This window comes from Psychrobacter sp. CX90, from assembly GCF_057396305.2.
Genome location: NZ_CM182008.1, coordinates 3207654 through 3226243, shown reverse-complemented (window position 1 = coordinate 3226243; position 18590 = coordinate 3207654). Strand labels below are relative to the sequence as shown.

Here is an 18590-nt window from a genome sequence, read left to right as displayed (position 1 = left end):
CATTTAATATTAGTGATAATTTATGAGTATCAACAAATCAAAGCCGACTAATACGTCAAAAAAAACACCCAATCACAATGAGGATAACAAAGAAGTTGATCTTCTATTGCTACTTTCGTTCATCATGCGTGGCTGGAAAACCGTCCTTATTTGTGCATTGTTAGGCTTACTGTTGGGTATTATTTATAGCCGTTATGTGCAGCCGACTTATCAAACTGATGCTTTAGTGCAAATCGATGAGAAATCTAAGGGCATTACAGGTCTGGGGGCTAATATTTCAGACTTAGTCGGTGAAGATGTTAGCCCAGCACAAACGGAGCGTGAGTTAATTAACTCTAGGATGGTTCTACAACCGGTTGTTGATGCTTTGCAATTAGATATTTCCCTTAGCGACCCAAATATAGGGTTTATCGATCGCATACAAAGTGGTAGTGTGCCCACCCAAATTAATACTGAAAATAACGTTACCCTTGACACCGTTAGTGGCCCAGTCAGTGTGAGCGCTTTTGAAGTTCCTCAAGCCTATATTGGTAAAGAGTTTCAATTAACTTCTACAGAAACAGGCTTTCAATTAAGCCATGGCACTGATAAATTTAACGGACAAATCGGCAAGCCAACAACGTTTAGTACTAAAAATGGCGAGATACATATTCATGTGCAGTCTTTACCCACTAACCCATATCCTATCAATATATCTAAACAGTCTGTTAAAGCAGTAACGGATGCTCTCAATAGTGCTTTATCAGTTTCAGAGCGTGGTAATCAAACGGGCATTATTCAGTTAACACTCACTGGGCCTAATCAAGACCAAGTAACCAACATACTTGAACATATTGTTACCTCATATGTCAACAAAAACCAAGATCGAGGCTCACAACAGACCACGACAACTATTGAGTTCATGGAAAGTCAAATACCTGAGCTTAGAAAAACGCTTGAAGAATCAGAGGCAGCCTTTAATGAGTTCCGTGAAAAATATGGCACGATTGACGTCTCCAAAGAAGCTGAATTATTGCTTACAGAAAACTCGCGTATTGACACCCAACTCAATCAACTTAACTTAAAAAAAGCCGAGTTAGAGACTTTTTATACCTCTGAACACCCCCTTGTTACTCAAATTAATGAACAGCTTGATGTGCTGAACAAACGAAAACAAGAAATTCAAAAAACCACAGCACAATTACCTGAAATTCAGCGCCAATTTATGCAACTCTCTGAAGACATGGGGATAAATCGTGAAATATATCTCACTATGCTCAAAAACTACGAGCAGCTCAAGATTGCACGAGCTGGCGAGATTGGTTATGTGAGTGTTATCGATAGGCCTATTAGTACCTTTCAACCCATTGCGCCAAAAAAACAGCAGATATGGCTGTTAGCATTATTGATAGGCACGATTTTAGGAAATGCTATTGTATTACTTAAAAACTTAATGCGCCACACAGTTAATGATCCAGAAGTTATTGAGGCTAAAACGGGTGTACCTGTCATTGCCACAATCCCCCGCTCTAAGGCAACCCAACGCCTAGGAAAACATAAAAAAGGGGGAGATCGTTTGCTGGCGATGGTTGACCATAATAGCTTGAGTTATGAGGGTATCAAAAGCCTTAGAACCTATCTAATGTATGGTATGCCCAATGTTAATCCAGCGGGGAAACCAACTTCTAATACCCCACAAGGCCAAGTGATCTTAATTAGTGGTGAAAGTCCTGATATTGGAAAATCTTTTATAACCGCAAACCTAACAGAAACATTCTCGCAATTGGACAAGAAAATCTTGCTAATTGATGGTGATATGCGCTTAGGAGAACTGCATAAAACGTTTAGCGTATCTGAAAATACTGGGTTATCTGATTACCTATTAGTCGATGACGCTCAGCCCAAAGGTTACATACAGAAGACGAGTTTTGAGAATATCGACTTCATGCCTCGTGGTAACCACCCACACAACCCTTCATCTCTATTGTCTACTGACCGTCTTAAAGTCCTCATGTTACAGCTGGTTTCAATGTACGATTATATCATTATAGACTCTCCGCCTGTGTTGGCTGCAACTGATGCCATTATTATTGCACAGTATGCTGACAAAGTGCTTATGGTCACAAGATATGGTCAGTCTATACAAGGACAGTTAGCGTATGCTATTAAACAGATGAATAAAGGCAATATAACTGTTGATGGTATTGTTCTCAATGACATGACAAAAAGCCTGATGGATAAATACAGCTACCATTACTCATACGCTTACACACCCAATAACGCTACTAAAAAATAGCTTTTAAACATAAGTAACGTAGATATGACGACTCAGCATAAAGCAAAGCAAACAATGACACACGAAAGTAAGAGTACTCAGCATTCGGCTGGCGCTTTTAGTGTGACTAATAGTGCAGGTATCTCATTACATAACATAAACCATTTGGTTGGATGGTTTTTAGCGTTACCGCGTAATGTTAAGCAAGCCATCTTAATTATCTCAGATTATATAGCATCGATATTCTGCTTATTTATAGCATTATCACTTCGGTATGATAGCTTCGCCTTTCATATCAGCCCTATAAAATTAGCGGCCTATGCATTAATTCCTATTATTGGCCTGTACGCTATTCGTTTCTATAAAGGGGTATCACGCGTATTCTTTGATACGGATATGCGTCGGGTGTTAATGCTTTTTGTTGGTTTATTAATTGTATTTGCTTTTACTAATATTGCAGGTTGGTCAAATGATATCCCTCGTTCTGTACCTTTGATTCACTTATTTTTATTGCTTATTTGGGTATGGTCTAGTCGTTTGACACTGTATGTATTGTTAACAAAATCACAAGGTAAAAGCCTAAAGAATAGTGGTAATAGCGATCATCTTGATAATGTGATTATCTATGGCGCTGGTTCATCGGGTAAAGAATTATTTGAAGCGCTGCAAGTTTCAAACCGTTATAACGTTGTGGCTTTTGTCGATGATGACTCAAGGTTGACAGGTGGACGTATATTAGGTAAGCAAATCTACCTTGCATCCGATTTAAAGGCATTGGTAAAAGACCTTAAAGTGTCACAAGTATTTCTGGCAATGCCCTCTATACCCCGAGCGAGAAGACGCGAGATTATTGATGGTTTGACCGATATTTCTATAAAGATTAAAGAGCTGCCAAGCTTGCAAGAAATTGCAGAGGGAAAAGTTACTGTCAGCACTATGCGACGTGTCGACATACTCGATGTACTTGACCGCCAAACCGTAGAACCTGACACTCAGTTATTGCATCAAGACATAAAAGATAAAAGTGTGGTGGTAACTGGTGCTGGCGGCTCTATTGGCAGTGAGCTTTGTCGGCAAATCTTGAAGAATCAGCCACGCTGTTTGGTGCTTTATGAACTATCTGAATACGCTCTATATTCTATTCATCAAGAGTTAATGGTGCAACAAAAAGATATACCATTAGCCGAGCAAATACAAATTGTCGCTCTGATTGGTAATGTTACCAACGAAGATAAGTTAAGAGATGTCTTTGACACATATCACGTTGATACTGTTTATCATGCCGCAGCTTACAAACACGTACCTATCGTTGAGCATAACCCTTTTGAAGGAGCTATAAATAATACAAAAGGGACTTATCATTGTGTAAAAGCCGCTATTGAGGCACATGTTGCTACGTTTGTGCTTATCTCTACTGATAAAGCTGTACGCCCTACTAATATTATGGGGGCATCAAAACGCTTGGCTGAACTGGTATGCCAAGGGTTTAGTAACGAGTTGTTGAAAAATAGCGATTCTCAGAAGTCCCCTACTCGTATCAGCATGGTGCGATTTGGCAATGTATTAGGGTCATCAGGTTCGGTAGTGCCATTATTTACCCGTCAAATCGAACAAGGTGGACCAATAACTGTTACACACTCTGATGTGACTCGCTACTTCATGACCATACCCGAAGCCGCTAATTTAGTCATTCAAGCGGGTGCTATGGCGAAAGGTGGCGAGGTTTTCGTATTGGATATGGGTAAACCAGTAAAAATTGTGGACTTAGCCCGTCGTATGATTCACTTGAGCGGATTTAATGTAAAAGAGGATAGTAATCCTGAAGGAGATATCGAGATTGTATTCACGGGTCTACGTCCTGGCGAGAAGCTATATGAAGAGCTTATCATCGGTGAGGACAATGTAGAGACTACTCATCATCCTCTAATCATGCAGGCTATTGAGCACAGCTTTCCACTTAGTAGTATTGAGAATACTATTAACGAATTTGCCAAAAGAGCACAAAAACACGATATAGAGTGGCTTAAACAGCAATTTAAACATTACGTAGAAGGCTATCAAGAAAATACCACTACTTAAGAGTGGCCATACCATAATAAAAACTGAATCACAATTAACTCCATAATCATTATTAGTAAAGGATAATTTTAATGAACACTTTAAGCATTGATAACCTCCGGATTGCAGTAATTGGACTAGGCTATGTCGGCCTCCCCTTAGCAGTAGAGTTTGGTAAAAAGCTACCAGTAACTGGCTTCGATATTAATGATGTACGTATTAAAGAATTGAAATCCGGTACAGATCATACATTAGAAGTAAGTGATGCTGAGCTCGCAGAATCAAAACAGTTAAAATTTAGCTCTAATATCAACGACTTAAAAGATTGTAACTTTTTTATTGTTACGGTACCAACGCCTATAGATGCTCATAAACAACCAGATTTAACCCCTCTTGTTAAAGCGTCTACAGCAATTGGCAGTGTGTTAAGCAAAGGTGCTATTGTCGTATATGAATCTACAGTATATCCAGGAGCTACTGAGGAGGTCTGCATACCAGAGTTAGAACGCTCATCAAAGCTTAAATTTAACCAAGATTTTTATGCAGGATACAGTCCAGAACGCATTAATCCAGGTGATAAAGAGCACCGTGTAACAAATATTTTAAAGGTCACTGCGGGTTCAACCCCAGAAGTAGCAGACTTTATAGATGACGTTTATAACTTAATTATCACAGCGGGAACACATAAAGCAGAATCGATAAAAGTTGCTGAGGCCGCTAAAGTCATTGAAAACACTCAGCGCGATGTAAATATTGCATTGATTAACGAGTTAGCAGTTATCTTTAATAAAATGGGTATCGATACAGAGGCTGTATTAACAGCAGCGGGAACCAAATGGAATTTTTTACCCTTCCGCCCTGGTCTAGTTGGTGGACATTGTATCGGGGTTGACCCTTACTATTTAACTCATAAAGCACAAGCCATTGGTTACAACCCAGAAATTATTTTAGCAGGAAGACGTCTTAATGACAGTATGGGTGAATACGTCGTTACCCAGCTTATAAAAATAATGCTAAAAAGACGCATTCATGTCGATGGCGCTAAAGTTTTAATTATGGGGCTTAGCTTTAAAGAAAACTGTCCAGATGTGCGTAATACCAAGGTAATTGATATCGTGCATGAACTACAAGAATATAATATTCAAGTAGATGTTGTGGACCCGTGGGTAGACCCAAGTGAGGCTGAACATGAATATGGAATTAAGCCAATAAATGACATCTCTATGCTATCCAACGATTACGACGGAATTATCATGGCAGTGGCCCACCAAGAGTTTAAACAAATGGGAGTTGATAAAGTAAGATCGTTAGGCAAATCTGAGCATGTCCTTTATGATCTGAAATATGTATTTGATAAAGAGCATAGTGATCTTCGCCTTTAACTAAGTTAATAACCTTGGAATATATATCATGACACAATTTGATAATACCAAAAAAACACTAATGGAACATCCAAAAACTTGGTTAGTAACCGGGGTTGCAGGGTTTATTGGCTCAAACTTATTAGAGACACTGTTAAAGCTGAATCAGACTGTGGTTGGTTTAGATAACTTTGCAACAGGGTATCAAAAAAATTTAGACGAAGTTCAAAATCTGGTATCTCATGAACAATGGCAACGCTTTAGATTTATTGAAGGCGATATCAGAGACTTCAAGACCTGTACAAACGCTTGCTCTGGGGTCGATTATGTATTGCATCAAGCCGCACTAGGTTCTGTACCTCGCTCAATTAAAGATCCGATAACCACCAATGATGTTAATATTTCCGGTTTCTTAAATATGCTTACCGCTGCTCGAGATGCGGAGGTTGAAAGTTTTACATACGCGGCAAGTAGCTCGACTTATGGAGACCATCCTGGATTACCGAAAGTAGAAGAGACCATTGGTAAGCCACTGTCTCCTTATGCCGTCACTAAGTATGTCAACGAGCTATATGCCAATGTATTTGCAACTGTCTACGGTTTTAACAGCATAGGGCTACGTTATTTTAATGTTTTTGGTAAGCGTCAAAATCCTGGCGGTGCCTATGCTGCTGTTATCCCTAAATGGACCGCTGCAATGATTATCGGTGAGCCTGTCTATGTAAACGGTGATGGCGAAACTAGCCGAGACTTTTGCTATATAGATAATACCGTGCAAATGAATATTTTAGCAGCCACGACTCAGAATGCGGATGCCAAAAATCAAATCTATAACGTAGCCGTAGGCGATAGAACGACGCTTAACGAGCTATTCAATGCCATTAAATCTGCACTGGATGATAATGCAATTACTTATAAAGATGAACCAGTCTATCGCGACTTTAGAGAAGGCGACGTTAGGCATAGTCAAGCAGACATTAGTAAAGCCATAAACATGCTTGGATATAGGCCAATATTCAATATTAATAAAGGTATAGATGAAGCAATTGCTTGGTTTGTTAAGCATAAACACGTTCTTTAAATTAATTTAAAAATAAGAGGTATACATCAATGAAAAATTTTGCGCTAATTGGGGCCTCGGGATATATTGCACCCCGCCACATGAAAGCTATAAACAATACTCATAATAACCTTATTGCAGCTTATGACCCTAACGACTCTGTAGGGATAATTGATAGTTATTTCCCAGAGGCTCATTTTTTTACGGAGTTTGAGAGATTTGATAGGCATATTGATAAGTTAAGCAGGCATCCGAACAATCAAAAGATTGATTACATGTCTATATGTTCACCAAACTATTTACATGATTCGCACATGCGATTTGCTTTAAGAAATGGAGCAGATGCCATTTGTGAAAAGCCATTAGTACTTAATCCTTGGAACATCGATGGTTTAGTAGATATTGAAAAAAGTACAGGACATAAAATCAACACTATATTACAGTTAAGACTTCACCCTTCTATTATAGATTTAAAACAGAGGGTTCAAAGCAAAAGTATTTCTAAAAAATATGAAGTAGATTTAACATATATAACAGCTCGAGGACGTTGGTATTTACAATCATGGAAAGGAGATTCAAAAAAGTCTGGTGGTATAGCTACTAATATTGGGGTTCATTTCTTTGACATGTTGCATTTCATCTTTGGTAAGTTACAAGATAATATTGTTCATTTCTCTTCTGAAACTACTGCTGGTGGATATTTGGAGTATGAAAATGCTCGTGTCCGTTGGTTCCTGTCAATAGATGTTAAAGATATACCTGAAGAGATTCTTTCTACGGGGCAAAGAACTTTTCGTTCTATCACTGTAGATGGTAAAGAAATCGAGTTTTCAGGAGGATTTACTGATTTACACGATCGCAGTTATAAAGAAATTCTTAAAGGTAATGGTTTTGGCCTAGAAGAAAATAGAACCGCTATAAATACGGTTGCTCATATTCGGGATGCAAAAAGTATTGGATTAAAAGGTGAGTACCACCCCTTTTTAAAAAATAAAATCTAAAATAAATATACAAGGTATAAAAATGAGTAATTTCTATCGACATCCTACTGCAATTATTGATGACGGTGCTTCAATTGGTGAAGAAAGTAAGGTTTGGCACTTTGTGCATATATGTGCTGGTGCTGTCATCGGTAAAAAATGCTCTATGGGTCAAAATGTTTTTATAGGTAATAAAGTTATCATTGGTAATGACTGTAAAATACAAAATAATGTTTCTATCTATGACAACGTTACTCTTGAAGATGGTGTTTTTTGTGGACCCAGCATGGTATTCACCAATGTTTATAACCCGCGCTCATTTGTAGATAGAAAGTCAGAATATATGAGCACATTTGTTAAAAAAGGAGCAACCTTAGGAGCTAATTGTACAATAGTATGTGGAATAACTATTGGTGAGTTTGCATTTATCGGCGCTGGCTCTTTAGTCAATAAAGATGTGCCTGATTATGCTCTACTAGTTGGTGTACCGGCTAAACAAATTGGATGGATGAGCGAATTTGGCGAACGTTTAAACCTACCAGTTAAAGGTAATGGAGAAGCCATTTGTACCCATACAGGTACTAAATATATTCTTAATGATAGTAAGTTGACTAAGGAGATATAGACATGAAATTTATTGACTTAGCTGCTCAACAGGAACGCATAGGCGATAAAATCCAAGCTAATATCCAAAAAGTGTTAACACATGGCCAATATATATTAGGCCCTGAAGTAGATGAGCTTGAAGAAAAGCTATGCGAGTATAATGGGGCCAAATATTGTATTACTTGTGCTAATGGTACAGATGCTTTGCAAATTTCTTTAATGGCATTGGGTGTAGGGCCCGGAGACGAAGTAATAACCCCTGGATTTACCTATATTGCTACAGCTGAAACAGTTGCCTTATTAGGTGCAACCCCTATATATGTAGATATTGATGCAAAGACCTATAACATAGACGCCACGCTTTTAGAAGCTGCTATTACCTCTCGTACTAAAGCAATTATTCCAGTTAGCTTATACGGTCAATGTGCAGATTTTGACGCTATCAATGCCATAGCTGATAAACATAATTTACCTGTTATTGAGGATGGTGCTCAAAGTTTTGGAGCAACTTATAAAGGTAAAAAATCTTGTAATTTAACAACTATAGGTTGCACAAGCTTTTTTCCTAGCAAACCTTTAGGTTGCTATGGGGATGGGGGTGCTATATTTACTAATAACGAAGACTTAGCAACTATTATTCGGCAAATTGCACGTCATGGGCAAGATCGAAGATATCATCACATACGTATTGGTGTGAATAGTCGTCTAGATACACTACAGGCTGCTATTTTATTACCAAAATTAGAAATCCTTGATGATGAAATAAAAGCGAAACAAAAACTTTCTAGCACCTATACAGAACAATTAAATAATTTCGGTATTACCACAACGCCACTAATTAGACCCTATAATGAAAGTGCCTGGGCGCAATATACAATACAAACTGAAAATCGTGATGTTTTGCAATCGGAATTGAAAAAGCAAAACATCCCCACTGCAGTGCACTACCCTATCCCTCTTAATAAACAACCGGCTGTTTCTGATAGTTCTAGTAAATTGCCAGTTGGTAATTTGGTTTCAAAAAAAGTCGTTAGTTTGCCGATGCATCCCTATTTGAGTGAGGAAGATCTGTGTACTATAGTTAATCAAATAAAAAGTTTAACTCCGGAACTTTAAAACTTATGATAAAGAAAGAATGATTCAAATATGAATATATTTTGGCAAAGAGTATTAACTGTAGCCTCTGGAACAGGAATAGCTCAACTAATACTATTAGCAGTTTTACCTATCTTAACTAGAGAAATAAATAAAGAGATTATGGGTAGTTACTTCTATGGTATTAGTGTTGCTACTATTTTTGTAGTAATAGGAAATCTTAGACTAGATATGGCTATCTTTATTGAAGATTCCATTAAAGGCAGTTTGGAGGTGTTAAGAACATCAATACTTGTTGCAGTTTTAACCAGTTTAATTTTTGCACTTATTACTATAATACTAAATTATTTTGAAGTCTTAGAGTATAGTATTTATTTTTGGCTGTCAGTATCTATTATACTATTTGCATTAAGCTTTAACTCTGTATTGCAATCCATTTATATACAGAATACTGAATATAAGAAACTAAGTCTTAATAAAATATTTCAAGCACTATTAATAAGTGTTGGTTTACTACTATGTGCTAAAGTCTCGCCTTCTGGAGAAAATCTTTTAGCATTCCATGCCCTAGGTTTGATCTCCTCATGTGCTTTATTAATACTACTTTTACCTACTTTAAAGGAATCCAAGTTATTTCATGTAAATTTGGAAAAGTCTAAAGAAGTTCTTATTAAGCATAAGAACTTCCCACTAATTTCAATGCCCGCAGGTTTAATAAACAGCTTAGCTATACAGTTGCCAATTATTATTATAGGTTTTAAGTTTGGGACAAGTGCAGTAGCTATTTATGCGTTAATGTCTAGAGTAATGCTAGCCCCCATATCTTTAATCGGAGGCTCCATACTTTCTGTTTTTAAAGAAAAAGCAGCTACCGAATTTAGACTTACAGGACAATGCACTAAAAGTTATGTAGAGACTTTTAAATCTTTGTTTTCAATTTCAATAATACCTTTAATAGTCGCTATATTATTTATAGAACAAATTTTTATTTTTATTTTTGGTGCGAATTGGGCTGATTCAGGGGCCTTAGCGCAAATAATGCTTCCAATGTTTTTTTTAAAATTCATTTCAAGTCCATTAAGCTATACTTTTTTTATTAGCAATGGTCAGAAGTATGATTTAATCTGGCAAATTTCACTCTTAACTTTTACCTTGATTTCTTTTTTAACCACTGATGATATTTTCTCTGCTGTTAAGCTATACTCAATCATATATTCATTTCACTATATCGTGTATTTAGCTATGTCATATACCCTTTCAAAAGCTAAAACAGCTAGGACTATTAATTAATATGTGGATACACTAATGCAGTTAAAAAACCTCCAAATTTACATCTTTACTGTATTTGTATTCTTCTCTTTTCAACCATTTTTCGTGTGGGAAAGATCATGGATGTTTACCTTAGTCTCAGCGGCATTTGTTGCGACATGCTTATTTACTAAGCCGAAAACAAGTTTAGATGTAAGAGTGCTTTTTTATATTATTTTTGTAGCAATGTTTTTTACCTATTTAATGATACCTTTCAGACAGTATGACTTTTTTAGTCTTAAACATATTTTATATATGTCAATGCTTATACTAGGAGTTCTATGGCTGAATAAAGATTTAATAAGAGTATGGAATAACGTCAAATATATTATATTTATAATTACCTTGCTAAGCATCATATCTATTATATTATTTTACTTAAAAGCGCCATTCCCAGATTATCAAATACCACAAGAAACACGTTTAAAATCTACAGATGTATACAAAATATACTATGGAATGGCATATTTAAATACCCAGCTATACAATATTAGCGGCATTAATATCATTAGAAATATTGGTTGGTTTGGTGAGCCTGGCCATTTTGGTTTATACCTGTGTATCCTTTTAGCTGCAGAGAAAGAACCTTTCAAAGGTAAAATAAATAAAACGTTAGTCCTTGGTATCATTTCTACTTTTTCAGCGGCCGCATATTTCATATTTCTATTAATTCTATTAATAAAGTCAAACAAAACCAATTTCTTGATTAGGACAATTTTTCTTTCTCCGATAATTATCCTGTTATTTTTTAGTGAAAGTTTTTTAAAAATACTTAACTTTATGACCTCAAAATTCCAAGGTGATGACTTATTGGATGAAAGGTCTCAACTAGATATGTCTGCTTTCAATCTTGATAATTTTGACATTATATTTGGTTTAGGCAATAAAGTTCTTGAGCACTATAATATGTTTTCTTCCGATATTAGAGCATTCTTATTAAAGTATGGTTATTTATCAATTATCTTTTTCATAATAGGAATTACCCCTACTATTCTACAGATTTTAAAAACTAAGGAATTCAAAACACTTGGAGTTTTTTCATTCCTAATATTTGCCTTAGCTATTCATCGTTCATGGATGTTAGATACTTTCTACGTATGGTTCTTCATCTTAATAATATTACTCAAAAGTATATATATAAACCCAAGAGGTTCTTATAATGTGTAGCAGACCTAAGTATATTGTTTTGGTTTCTATGGATATAGGTGGCGCTGAAAAAAGATTTGTTGATATCTTCAAATCGTTATTGCACAAAGATAATAATATTTTTTTAGTTATTAGCGCCAAACTTTACAGCAAATTAGATTTTGAAAATGAAGATAACATTGTAATTATTGGTAAACCAAATGATAGTTTCCTAACTTTTATATCAAACTATTATGCATGGTTGAAAAACCTTAAAAATATTAAAGCAAATTTTCTCTATCCGATGAATTGCCTGTTTTTTTTGCATTGGTTTAAGCCCCATAATATAACCATGTCTCTAACTAATTGCTATTATGCTCCATCTTTAAAAACTTTTAACCGTTCAAGAGTTCGTCAATTTATATCCCTTTTTTTTGTTTCAAAAGTCGACATCCTTAATCCTGATATTTTTAACAAAGTATCTAGTTACAAATTAATAAAAAGCTCTAAACTTTTTCTAACACCTAATGGAACCTATGTTTATCCGAAAGCTATTGAATTACAAACCAAGAAACCGCTATATGGCTATATCGGTAGATTAATTAATGGCAAAGGCGTAGAAAAGCTACTTGATATTATTCCTGACATATGGAATCTTATAAAGTTAGAAGTGGCAGAAGACTTTAGTTTTTTTATTGCCGGCTATGGCCCCTTAGAAGATTCAGTCAAGTATAAAGTCAAACTATTAGAAGAGTTAGGTATACCAATTATATTTTATGGATACGTACCTGCTGAGCAAATACTTAGTAAAGCTAGACTGGTTTTTTCTCTTCAGGAAATAACAAATTATCCGTCACGAGTTGTCGCTGAGGCTATATTGAATGGTTGTAGTGTGTTAGTAAGTGATACTGGAGATTCTCGTAACTTTGGTAATTTCGAAAATGGTTTAGATTATATATCTCCTAACCTATCCGCATCAGAAATAGCAGAATTAATTATTGAGACCGAACATAACTATAACGATAACACTCAATTTAACTCTATAGTCAGTGAGGCTGGTTTACAAAGGTTTTCAAGCCCCAAAGTTATAGATTACTTCCATCGTATACTTCAAAAATAGAGATATGAACTATGAAGTTTCTAATTATCGCAAGCTATCCTGTCTCACTCCTTAAATTCCGTGGTGCATTGATCAATGCCCTTCATAACCAAGGTTTTGAGATTCATATAGCAGCACCTGAGTTTGACAACTTTCCGAAGGAGTTCCAGAAGCTTCAAGCACTTGGTTATATAGTGCACAATATACCAATGCAGCGTACTGGTACTAATCCTATTAATGATGCCAAAACATTAGCCGCATTATATTTTTTAGCAAAGAAAATTAAACCCGACTATGTAATGAGCTATACCATAAAACCTGTTATTTATGGAACGATCGCATCGTGGCTTGCTAAAGTACCAAACCGCTTCGCATTAATCACTGGACTCGGTTACGCATTCCAACAAGTAGAAGAAACTGCAAAACGTAGTAAGTTACAAAAGCTGATACATAGTCTTTATAAACAAGCGTTATCTAAAGCTGATAAAGTGTTTTTCCAGAACCCTGACGATTTGCAGCTTTTTAAGAACCTAAATTTAATTTCATCAACTACCTCTGTCGCACTTGTTAATGGATCAGGAGTTGATGTTATGGAATATGATATTGCACCGCTTCCATTAAAAGATGATAAACCTAAGATTAGGTTTTTATTAATAGCTCGACTGCTCGGCGACAAAGGTGTTAGAGAGTATGCTGAAGCATCTAAAATTATTAAATCTAAATATCCGCAAACCCAATTTGACTTAGTAGGCTGGATAGATGAAAACCCTGATGCTATACAGCAGCATGAGCTCGATAGCTGGGTAGACAATAAGATATTTAATTTTTGGGGTAAGTTAGATGATGTAAAACCAGCCATTGCAGCTAGCTCAGTTTATGTATTACCTTCATACCGAGAGGGTACTCCTCGCACAGTCCTAGAAGCTATGTCCATGGGTCGCCCTATTATTACCACTGATGCACCGGGTTGTCGAGAGACTGTTATAAATGGCTATAATGGCTATCTCGTTGCTATTAAATCTGTAGATCAATTAGCGATAGCAATGGAGCAGTTTATAAAGCATCCAGATTTAATAATTTCAATGGGAAAAGCCTCTCGTCAATTAGCAGAAAAAAAGTTTGACGTGCATAACGTGAATAAATCTATGCTTACTGAAATGGGATTATAATAATAGGTAACTCTATGCTAAAACGCCTCTTTGATATTACTGCCAGTTCGGCAGCTCTTGTACTGCTCGCTCCTGTATATACGGCAATCGCATACAAAGTTAAGAAAAATCTCGGCTCGCCCGTTTTATTTCGCCAAACTCGTCCAGGTTTGCACGGTGAGCCTTTTGAAATGATTAAGTTTCGCACCATGAGAGACGCAACAGACGATCAAGGACACCCCTTACCTGACAGCGAGCGTTTGACCGAATTTGGGAAAAAGCTACGCGCTACAAGTTTAGATGAGCTGCCTGAGTTTTGGAACGTGCTAAAGGGAGATATGAGCTTAGTAGGCCCTCGTCCCCTACTTATGCAATATGTGCCTCTTTATAATAAAGAACAAGCACGCCGGCATGAGGTGCGTCCTGGTATAACAGGCTATGCTCAAGTAAATGGTCGTAATGCTATTAGTTGGGAAGAGAAGTTTAAATTAGATACCTGGTATGTCGACAATCAATCATTATGGTTGGATCTAAAAATACTGGTTAAAACCATAAAAAAAGTAATTGTTAAGGATGGCATTAATCCCGAAGGAGAAGATGAGAATCTTCATTTTTTTACTGGTAGTAATTCTGAGGATGAATAAATAAATGATAGAAGATGTATTAGTAGACTTTATACCCATTGGTGATATGTGGGACAAACAAATCCAACAATACTCTTTTGATGTTTATCATTTATCAGGATGGCTGATGGCTTCCTCCCTAATCGATAAGGGAACTCCTAAAGGGATTATAGCTGAGTATAGGGGCAAAAAAATCCTTATGCCTTTCATAGCAAGAGATCTTGGGAATGGCTACTGGGATGCGACCTCTAGCTATGGTTATGGCGGTCCAATAATCGATGACTCACTCACGTATGACGAGATAAATATAATTTTAGAGCAGATACAGTCCTTTTTGTTTAATGAAGGCTGCGTTTCATTATTTAAAAGACTACATCCACTGCTTAATAAGCAATGGAATGATAACATCACTGTAGGTCAAACATTGACCCATGGCCAAACATTAATCTCTGACTTAACAAAATCAGAGGAAGAGCATGAGAGTGAGACTTCAAGGAGGCATAGACGAGGTATAAAAAAAGCAATTAAGAATAATGTAGTATCTACAATAGAACAGTTTTCAGAAGAGAATATCCCAATATTTTCTCAAATATACTTAGAGACCATGGACAACGCTAAAGCATCAGAGTATTACTATTTTGACAATAAGTATTACTACTCCCTTAAAGATAACCTTCACGATAGACTAAAGCTATTCATGGCATATCATGAAGGCAAGGCAATAGCAGCTTTACTTTGTACACATTGTAAAGAAAATGGAATTATTCAAGCCCACTTAGGTGGTACATTAAACGAATATAAATACCTCGAACCCTACAAGTTGCTTATATATCAAGCAAGAGCTTGGGGACGTGAAAATAATTACAAGGTACTACATTTTGGCGGTGGCGTGGGTGCACAAAAAGACTCAATATATGACTTTAAAAAAGGGTTCAGCTCTCAGGAGTATGAACTGTATTTTAAGACATATAGGCTAATTATTAACCCAATGAAATATGATGATTTAGTTCAATGTGCCAACCTTACATCAACGTCAGAAAATTTAAACTACTTTCCTTTATACAGATCGGAAAAAGCCAATATTAAATTGGAAGAAACCTAAGATAAAACCTTACTTTATAGTTGCTAAAAACTGATTGCCTTAGTCACAGAATACTTTTATTTATTTTTCAGTGATTATTGGGTTTGATATTAAAATAATAACTTATTGATGGTTTTTCATACGTATAACGTCAACTCTTTAAATCATATTTAATTTTTTATTAGTAATCAATTAATATTCTCGGATTTTACTCATGTTGTACACAGATTACTATCAATTAGACTATAACATTGACACAACTAAAACCAAATTAATGTAATAGGGAATTAAAAGTTAATTAGGCTAAGACCTTAGGATTAAATAAATTGATACATATATCTAATAATGGTAAACAATTGATTCATTACGGAATTTTATTTTTATTATCAAATATGCAGACAAGCCATGAATAATATATTTGCTTTATACGGTGCTGCTGGTTGTGGTCGTAGCTTAATGCCTTCGGCCATTAAACAGCTTAAGCTTTCAGACAACGACCATGAAAATAAGATTATCTTTATTGATGATGCTTATAAGGAAATAACGGTTGTTAACGGATATTTGGCTATGAACTATGCTATGTTTGCAGCTTTAGATACACCCAACAAATCAGTCCTTATTGCCATTTCAAATAGTCTAATACGCCAGAAGCTGGCTGAAAAATTACTTAAAGACAATATATCAATGTGGACGGTTATCGATGATACTGCTATCGTGATGGATGAAGTAAATATCTCATCAGGTGCTGCCCTCAGTCCATATGTAACGATCGGCTCTAATGTTAGCATTGGCAAATGCTTCCATGCCAATCTATATAGCTATGTAGAGCATGACTGCATAATTGGCGATTTCGTTACCTTTGCACCAAGGGTAAACTGTAATGGAAATATCCACATCCATGATCATGCTTATATAGGTACTGGTGCAGTTATTAAAAATGGAACACCTGATCAACCAATCATTATTGGAAGAGGCGCTATTGTAGGTATGGGTGCGGTTGTGACTAAAAATGTACCAGCAGGTGCTGTTGTCGTAGGCAACCCTGCCCGTCCCTTAATTAAATAACCCTTAATTAAAGAGATAGTGACAGCTAATATTTTCGATTGTTTCACAATGACAAAACCTTAATTTATACATCGCTTACAACCTCATAAAAAAATTTTATGGCATATACACTCGCTCACATGGCTGCTGCTCTGCCTTTTTATCGCAAAAATACGCCAACCCATAGTCTACGTTGGCTAAACTTCGAAGCGATGCTGATTGGTTGTATGATGCCAGATATGCCTTACTATGTTGGTAACTTATTTATAAATTTTGCCAGTGATGAGAAGGCATGGGTGACCTCGCATGATTGGATAAGCTTATTAACTTATTGCTTACCATGGGGATTGGTGTTATTTGCTTTATGGCAGTGGTGGCTTAAACCGGCACTATTTGGGCTCATAAACCCTTTTTTATACCCCTCTTTTATTTCGCAATCTTTAGTTATTAAAGAACCCACTAAGCAAAATATTACTAATATCCAGCAGAGTCGCGAATGCAACATCGATTTTTTGCCTGTGAATAATATGAGTATTTCAGTAGGCAGCAGGCCTAAAACAACGCATAGTATAAATATTCAGGAAGCTCAACCTATTATTCTGCGGGCTTTGTATTGGTTAAGCCATCATTTTTTACCCATTGCTACCGCCCTCGTTTTCGGGGCAGCTACACATTTAATATGGGATGGTATTACCCATCCTGATGGGTTTATCGCCAACCGCTTTGATTGGCTACAGATTTGGATAAGTATACCTTTATTAGATAATATCCAGCTGGCTCGTTTTTTGCAGTTTTTTACCTCAGTAATTGGAATAGCTGCTTTAATATGGTTTACTAGTATTCTTTTTTTAAAACAGCGAAAAAACAACTTATCTACGCTTAACTCTTTAAACAAAGTAGTTAATAACAGTGCCTCAAATCCTAACTTAAAACAATTGCAGCGATTTAACCCTCCGCATTTACTATTTAGTAAAACCCAAAGCTTATTAATTATTGGGTTTATAGCTATAACTTCTATTATTATAGGGATTCGAGAATCACTTAGATTCTATCCCCTTTTTGTCAGTCAGCCTTATTCGTTTGCCGCACAAGTACTCATACGTTGGTTACCTAAAACCGCAGTAATAGTGTTTTTTTACACCCTACTTTTTCATATAATATATTGGTTTAATCACTCCCGCCGAATTTAAGCCGAAATTCACTGTCGCAAAGTCTTGCACCGCTAATACAGTCTCCTAAAGTTTTGTAGAATGCTTCTCATTACAAAATATAAATTGGCTAAATGTTGTACTCTAGCGAGATCTCTGCAATAGTGAGGCGCTCATCTAGAGTACAAACCATTTAGGTATGACTAAATGTTGATTTTTTCATGACGAATTCTCCTGCTATAATTCTATCAGTGAGTGTCTACTTTTATTATAGTACTCATTGATACTGAATATTATTAAAAATACCAAATACGTCATCTAAAGTATTAATAGAGATAGAAATTGAAAATACAATAGGTCTAAGTTATTAAATTATATAGGCATGTCATCACTCTAAATTATCTAGAATATCATCAGTGAGTTAGATAGACTAAGTCTAAAATAATAATTTATCTTATAGTTAATCAAGCCATGAATAAAAGTGAAAACAAACCTGTTTTATATTTAACTGTCATTATTAAGTATTAAGTATACTTTATACTTTAATAAACGTTTATAACAAACATATTAAATGGTTAAAATAATGCGAGCATTATCAGA

At 35.9% G+C, this 18590-nt stretch carries 15 protein-coding genes; all 15 read left to right on the top strand.

Annotated features, from left to right (window positions below; translation table 11 throughout):
• The first annotated feature begins 22 nt into the window (after positions 1-22).
• Entirely contained in the window at positions 23-2275 is a 2253-nt protein-coding gene (locus AC2SLN_RS12945) for a polysaccharide biosynthesis tyrosine autokinase (RefSeq protein WP_486549060.1), read from the top strand.
• Positions 2276-2299: 24 nt separating this feature from the next.
• Positions 2300-4333, top strand: a complete 2034-nt coding sequence (locus tag AC2SLN_RS12940) for a polysaccharide biosynthesis protein (RefSeq protein WP_486549061.1) — start codon at positions 2300-2302, stop codon at positions 4331-4333.
• A 71-nt stretch (positions 4334-4404) separates the two neighbouring features.
• Positions 4405-5694 carry a Vi polysaccharide biosynthesis UDP-N-acetylglucosamine C-6 dehydrogenase TviB gene (tviB, locus tag AC2SLN_RS12935; RefSeq protein ID WP_486549062.1) on the top strand — a complete coding sequence of 430 codons (1290 nt, stop codon included), beginning with the start codon at positions 4405-4407 and terminating at the stop codon, positions 5692-5694.
• 28 nt (positions 5695-5722) lie between these two features.
• Positions 5723-6754, top strand: coding sequence for an NAD-dependent epimerase/dehydratase family protein (locus AC2SLN_RS12930; protein ID WP_486549063.1), 1032 nt, complete (start codon positions 5723-5725; stop codon positions 6752-6754).
• Positions 6755-6783: 29 nt separating this feature from the next.
• On the top strand, positions 6784-7734 hold the full coding sequence (locus AC2SLN_RS12925; RefSeq protein ID WP_486530465.1) for a Gfo/Idh/MocA family protein: 951 nt from the start codon (positions 6784-6786) through the stop codon (positions 7732-7734).
• Between the two features lie 22 nt (positions 7735-7756).
• Positions 7757-8338, top strand: coding sequence for an acyltransferase (locus AC2SLN_RS12920; protein ID WP_486530466.1), 582 nt, complete (start codon positions 7757-7759; stop codon positions 8336-8338).
• A 2-nt stretch (positions 8339-8340) separates the two neighbouring features.
• Complete coding sequence (locus AC2SLN_RS12915) at positions 8341-9435, top strand: DegT/DnrJ/EryC1/StrS family aminotransferase (RefSeq protein WP_486530467.1); 1095 nt, start codon at positions 8341-8343, stop codon at positions 9433-9435.
• A 30-nt stretch (positions 9436-9465) separates the two neighbouring features.
• Positions 9466-10704, top strand: coding sequence for a lipopolysaccharide biosynthesis protein (locus AC2SLN_RS12910; RefSeq protein WP_486549064.1), 1239 nt, complete (start codon positions 9466-9468; stop codon positions 10702-10704).
• A 102-nt stretch (positions 10705-10806) separates the two neighbouring features.
• Positions 10807-11889: a hypothetical protein gene (locus AC2SLN_RS12905; RefSeq protein ID WP_486549065.1), complete on the top strand. Its 1083-nt coding sequence runs from the start codon at positions 10807-10809 to the stop codon at positions 11887-11889.
• Positions 11882-12967: a glycosyltransferase gene (locus AC2SLN_RS12900; RefSeq protein WP_486549066.1), complete on the top strand. Its 1086-nt coding sequence runs from the start codon at positions 11882-11884 to the stop codon at positions 12965-12967. The genes AC2SLN_RS12905 and AC2SLN_RS12900 overlap by 8 nt, the downstream gene beginning before the upstream one ends.
• An 11-nt stretch (positions 12968-12978) precedes the next feature.
• A complete protein-coding gene (locus AC2SLN_RS12895; RefSeq protein ID WP_486530471.1) occupies positions 12979-14115 on the top strand; it encodes a glycosyltransferase family 4 protein in 1137 nt (378 codons plus the stop codon).
• Between the two features lie 14 nt (positions 14116-14129).
• Complete coding sequence (locus AC2SLN_RS12890) at positions 14130-14738, top strand: sugar transferase (protein ID WP_486549067.1); 609 nt, start codon at positions 14130-14132, stop codon at positions 14736-14738.
• A 4-nt stretch (positions 14739-14742) separates the two neighbouring features.
• Positions 14743-15819, top strand: a complete 1077-nt coding sequence (locus tag AC2SLN_RS12885) for a GNAT family N-acetyltransferase (protein ID WP_486549068.1) — start codon at positions 14743-14745, stop codon at positions 15817-15819.
• A gap of 384 nt (positions 15820-16203) precedes the next feature.
• Complete coding sequence (locus AC2SLN_RS12880) at positions 16204-16863, top strand: NeuD/PglB/VioB family sugar acetyltransferase (RefSeq protein WP_486549069.1); 660 nt, start codon at positions 16204-16206, stop codon at positions 16861-16863.
• A 98-nt stretch (positions 16864-16961) separates the two neighbouring features.
• The gene (locus AC2SLN_RS12875; protein ID WP_486549070.1) at positions 16962-18032 is read left to right on the top strand and encodes a DUF4184 family protein; all 1071 of its coding nucleotides are present in this window, start codon (positions 16962-16964) and stop codon (positions 18030-18032) included.
• Positions 18033-18590 lie beyond the last annotated feature (558 nt).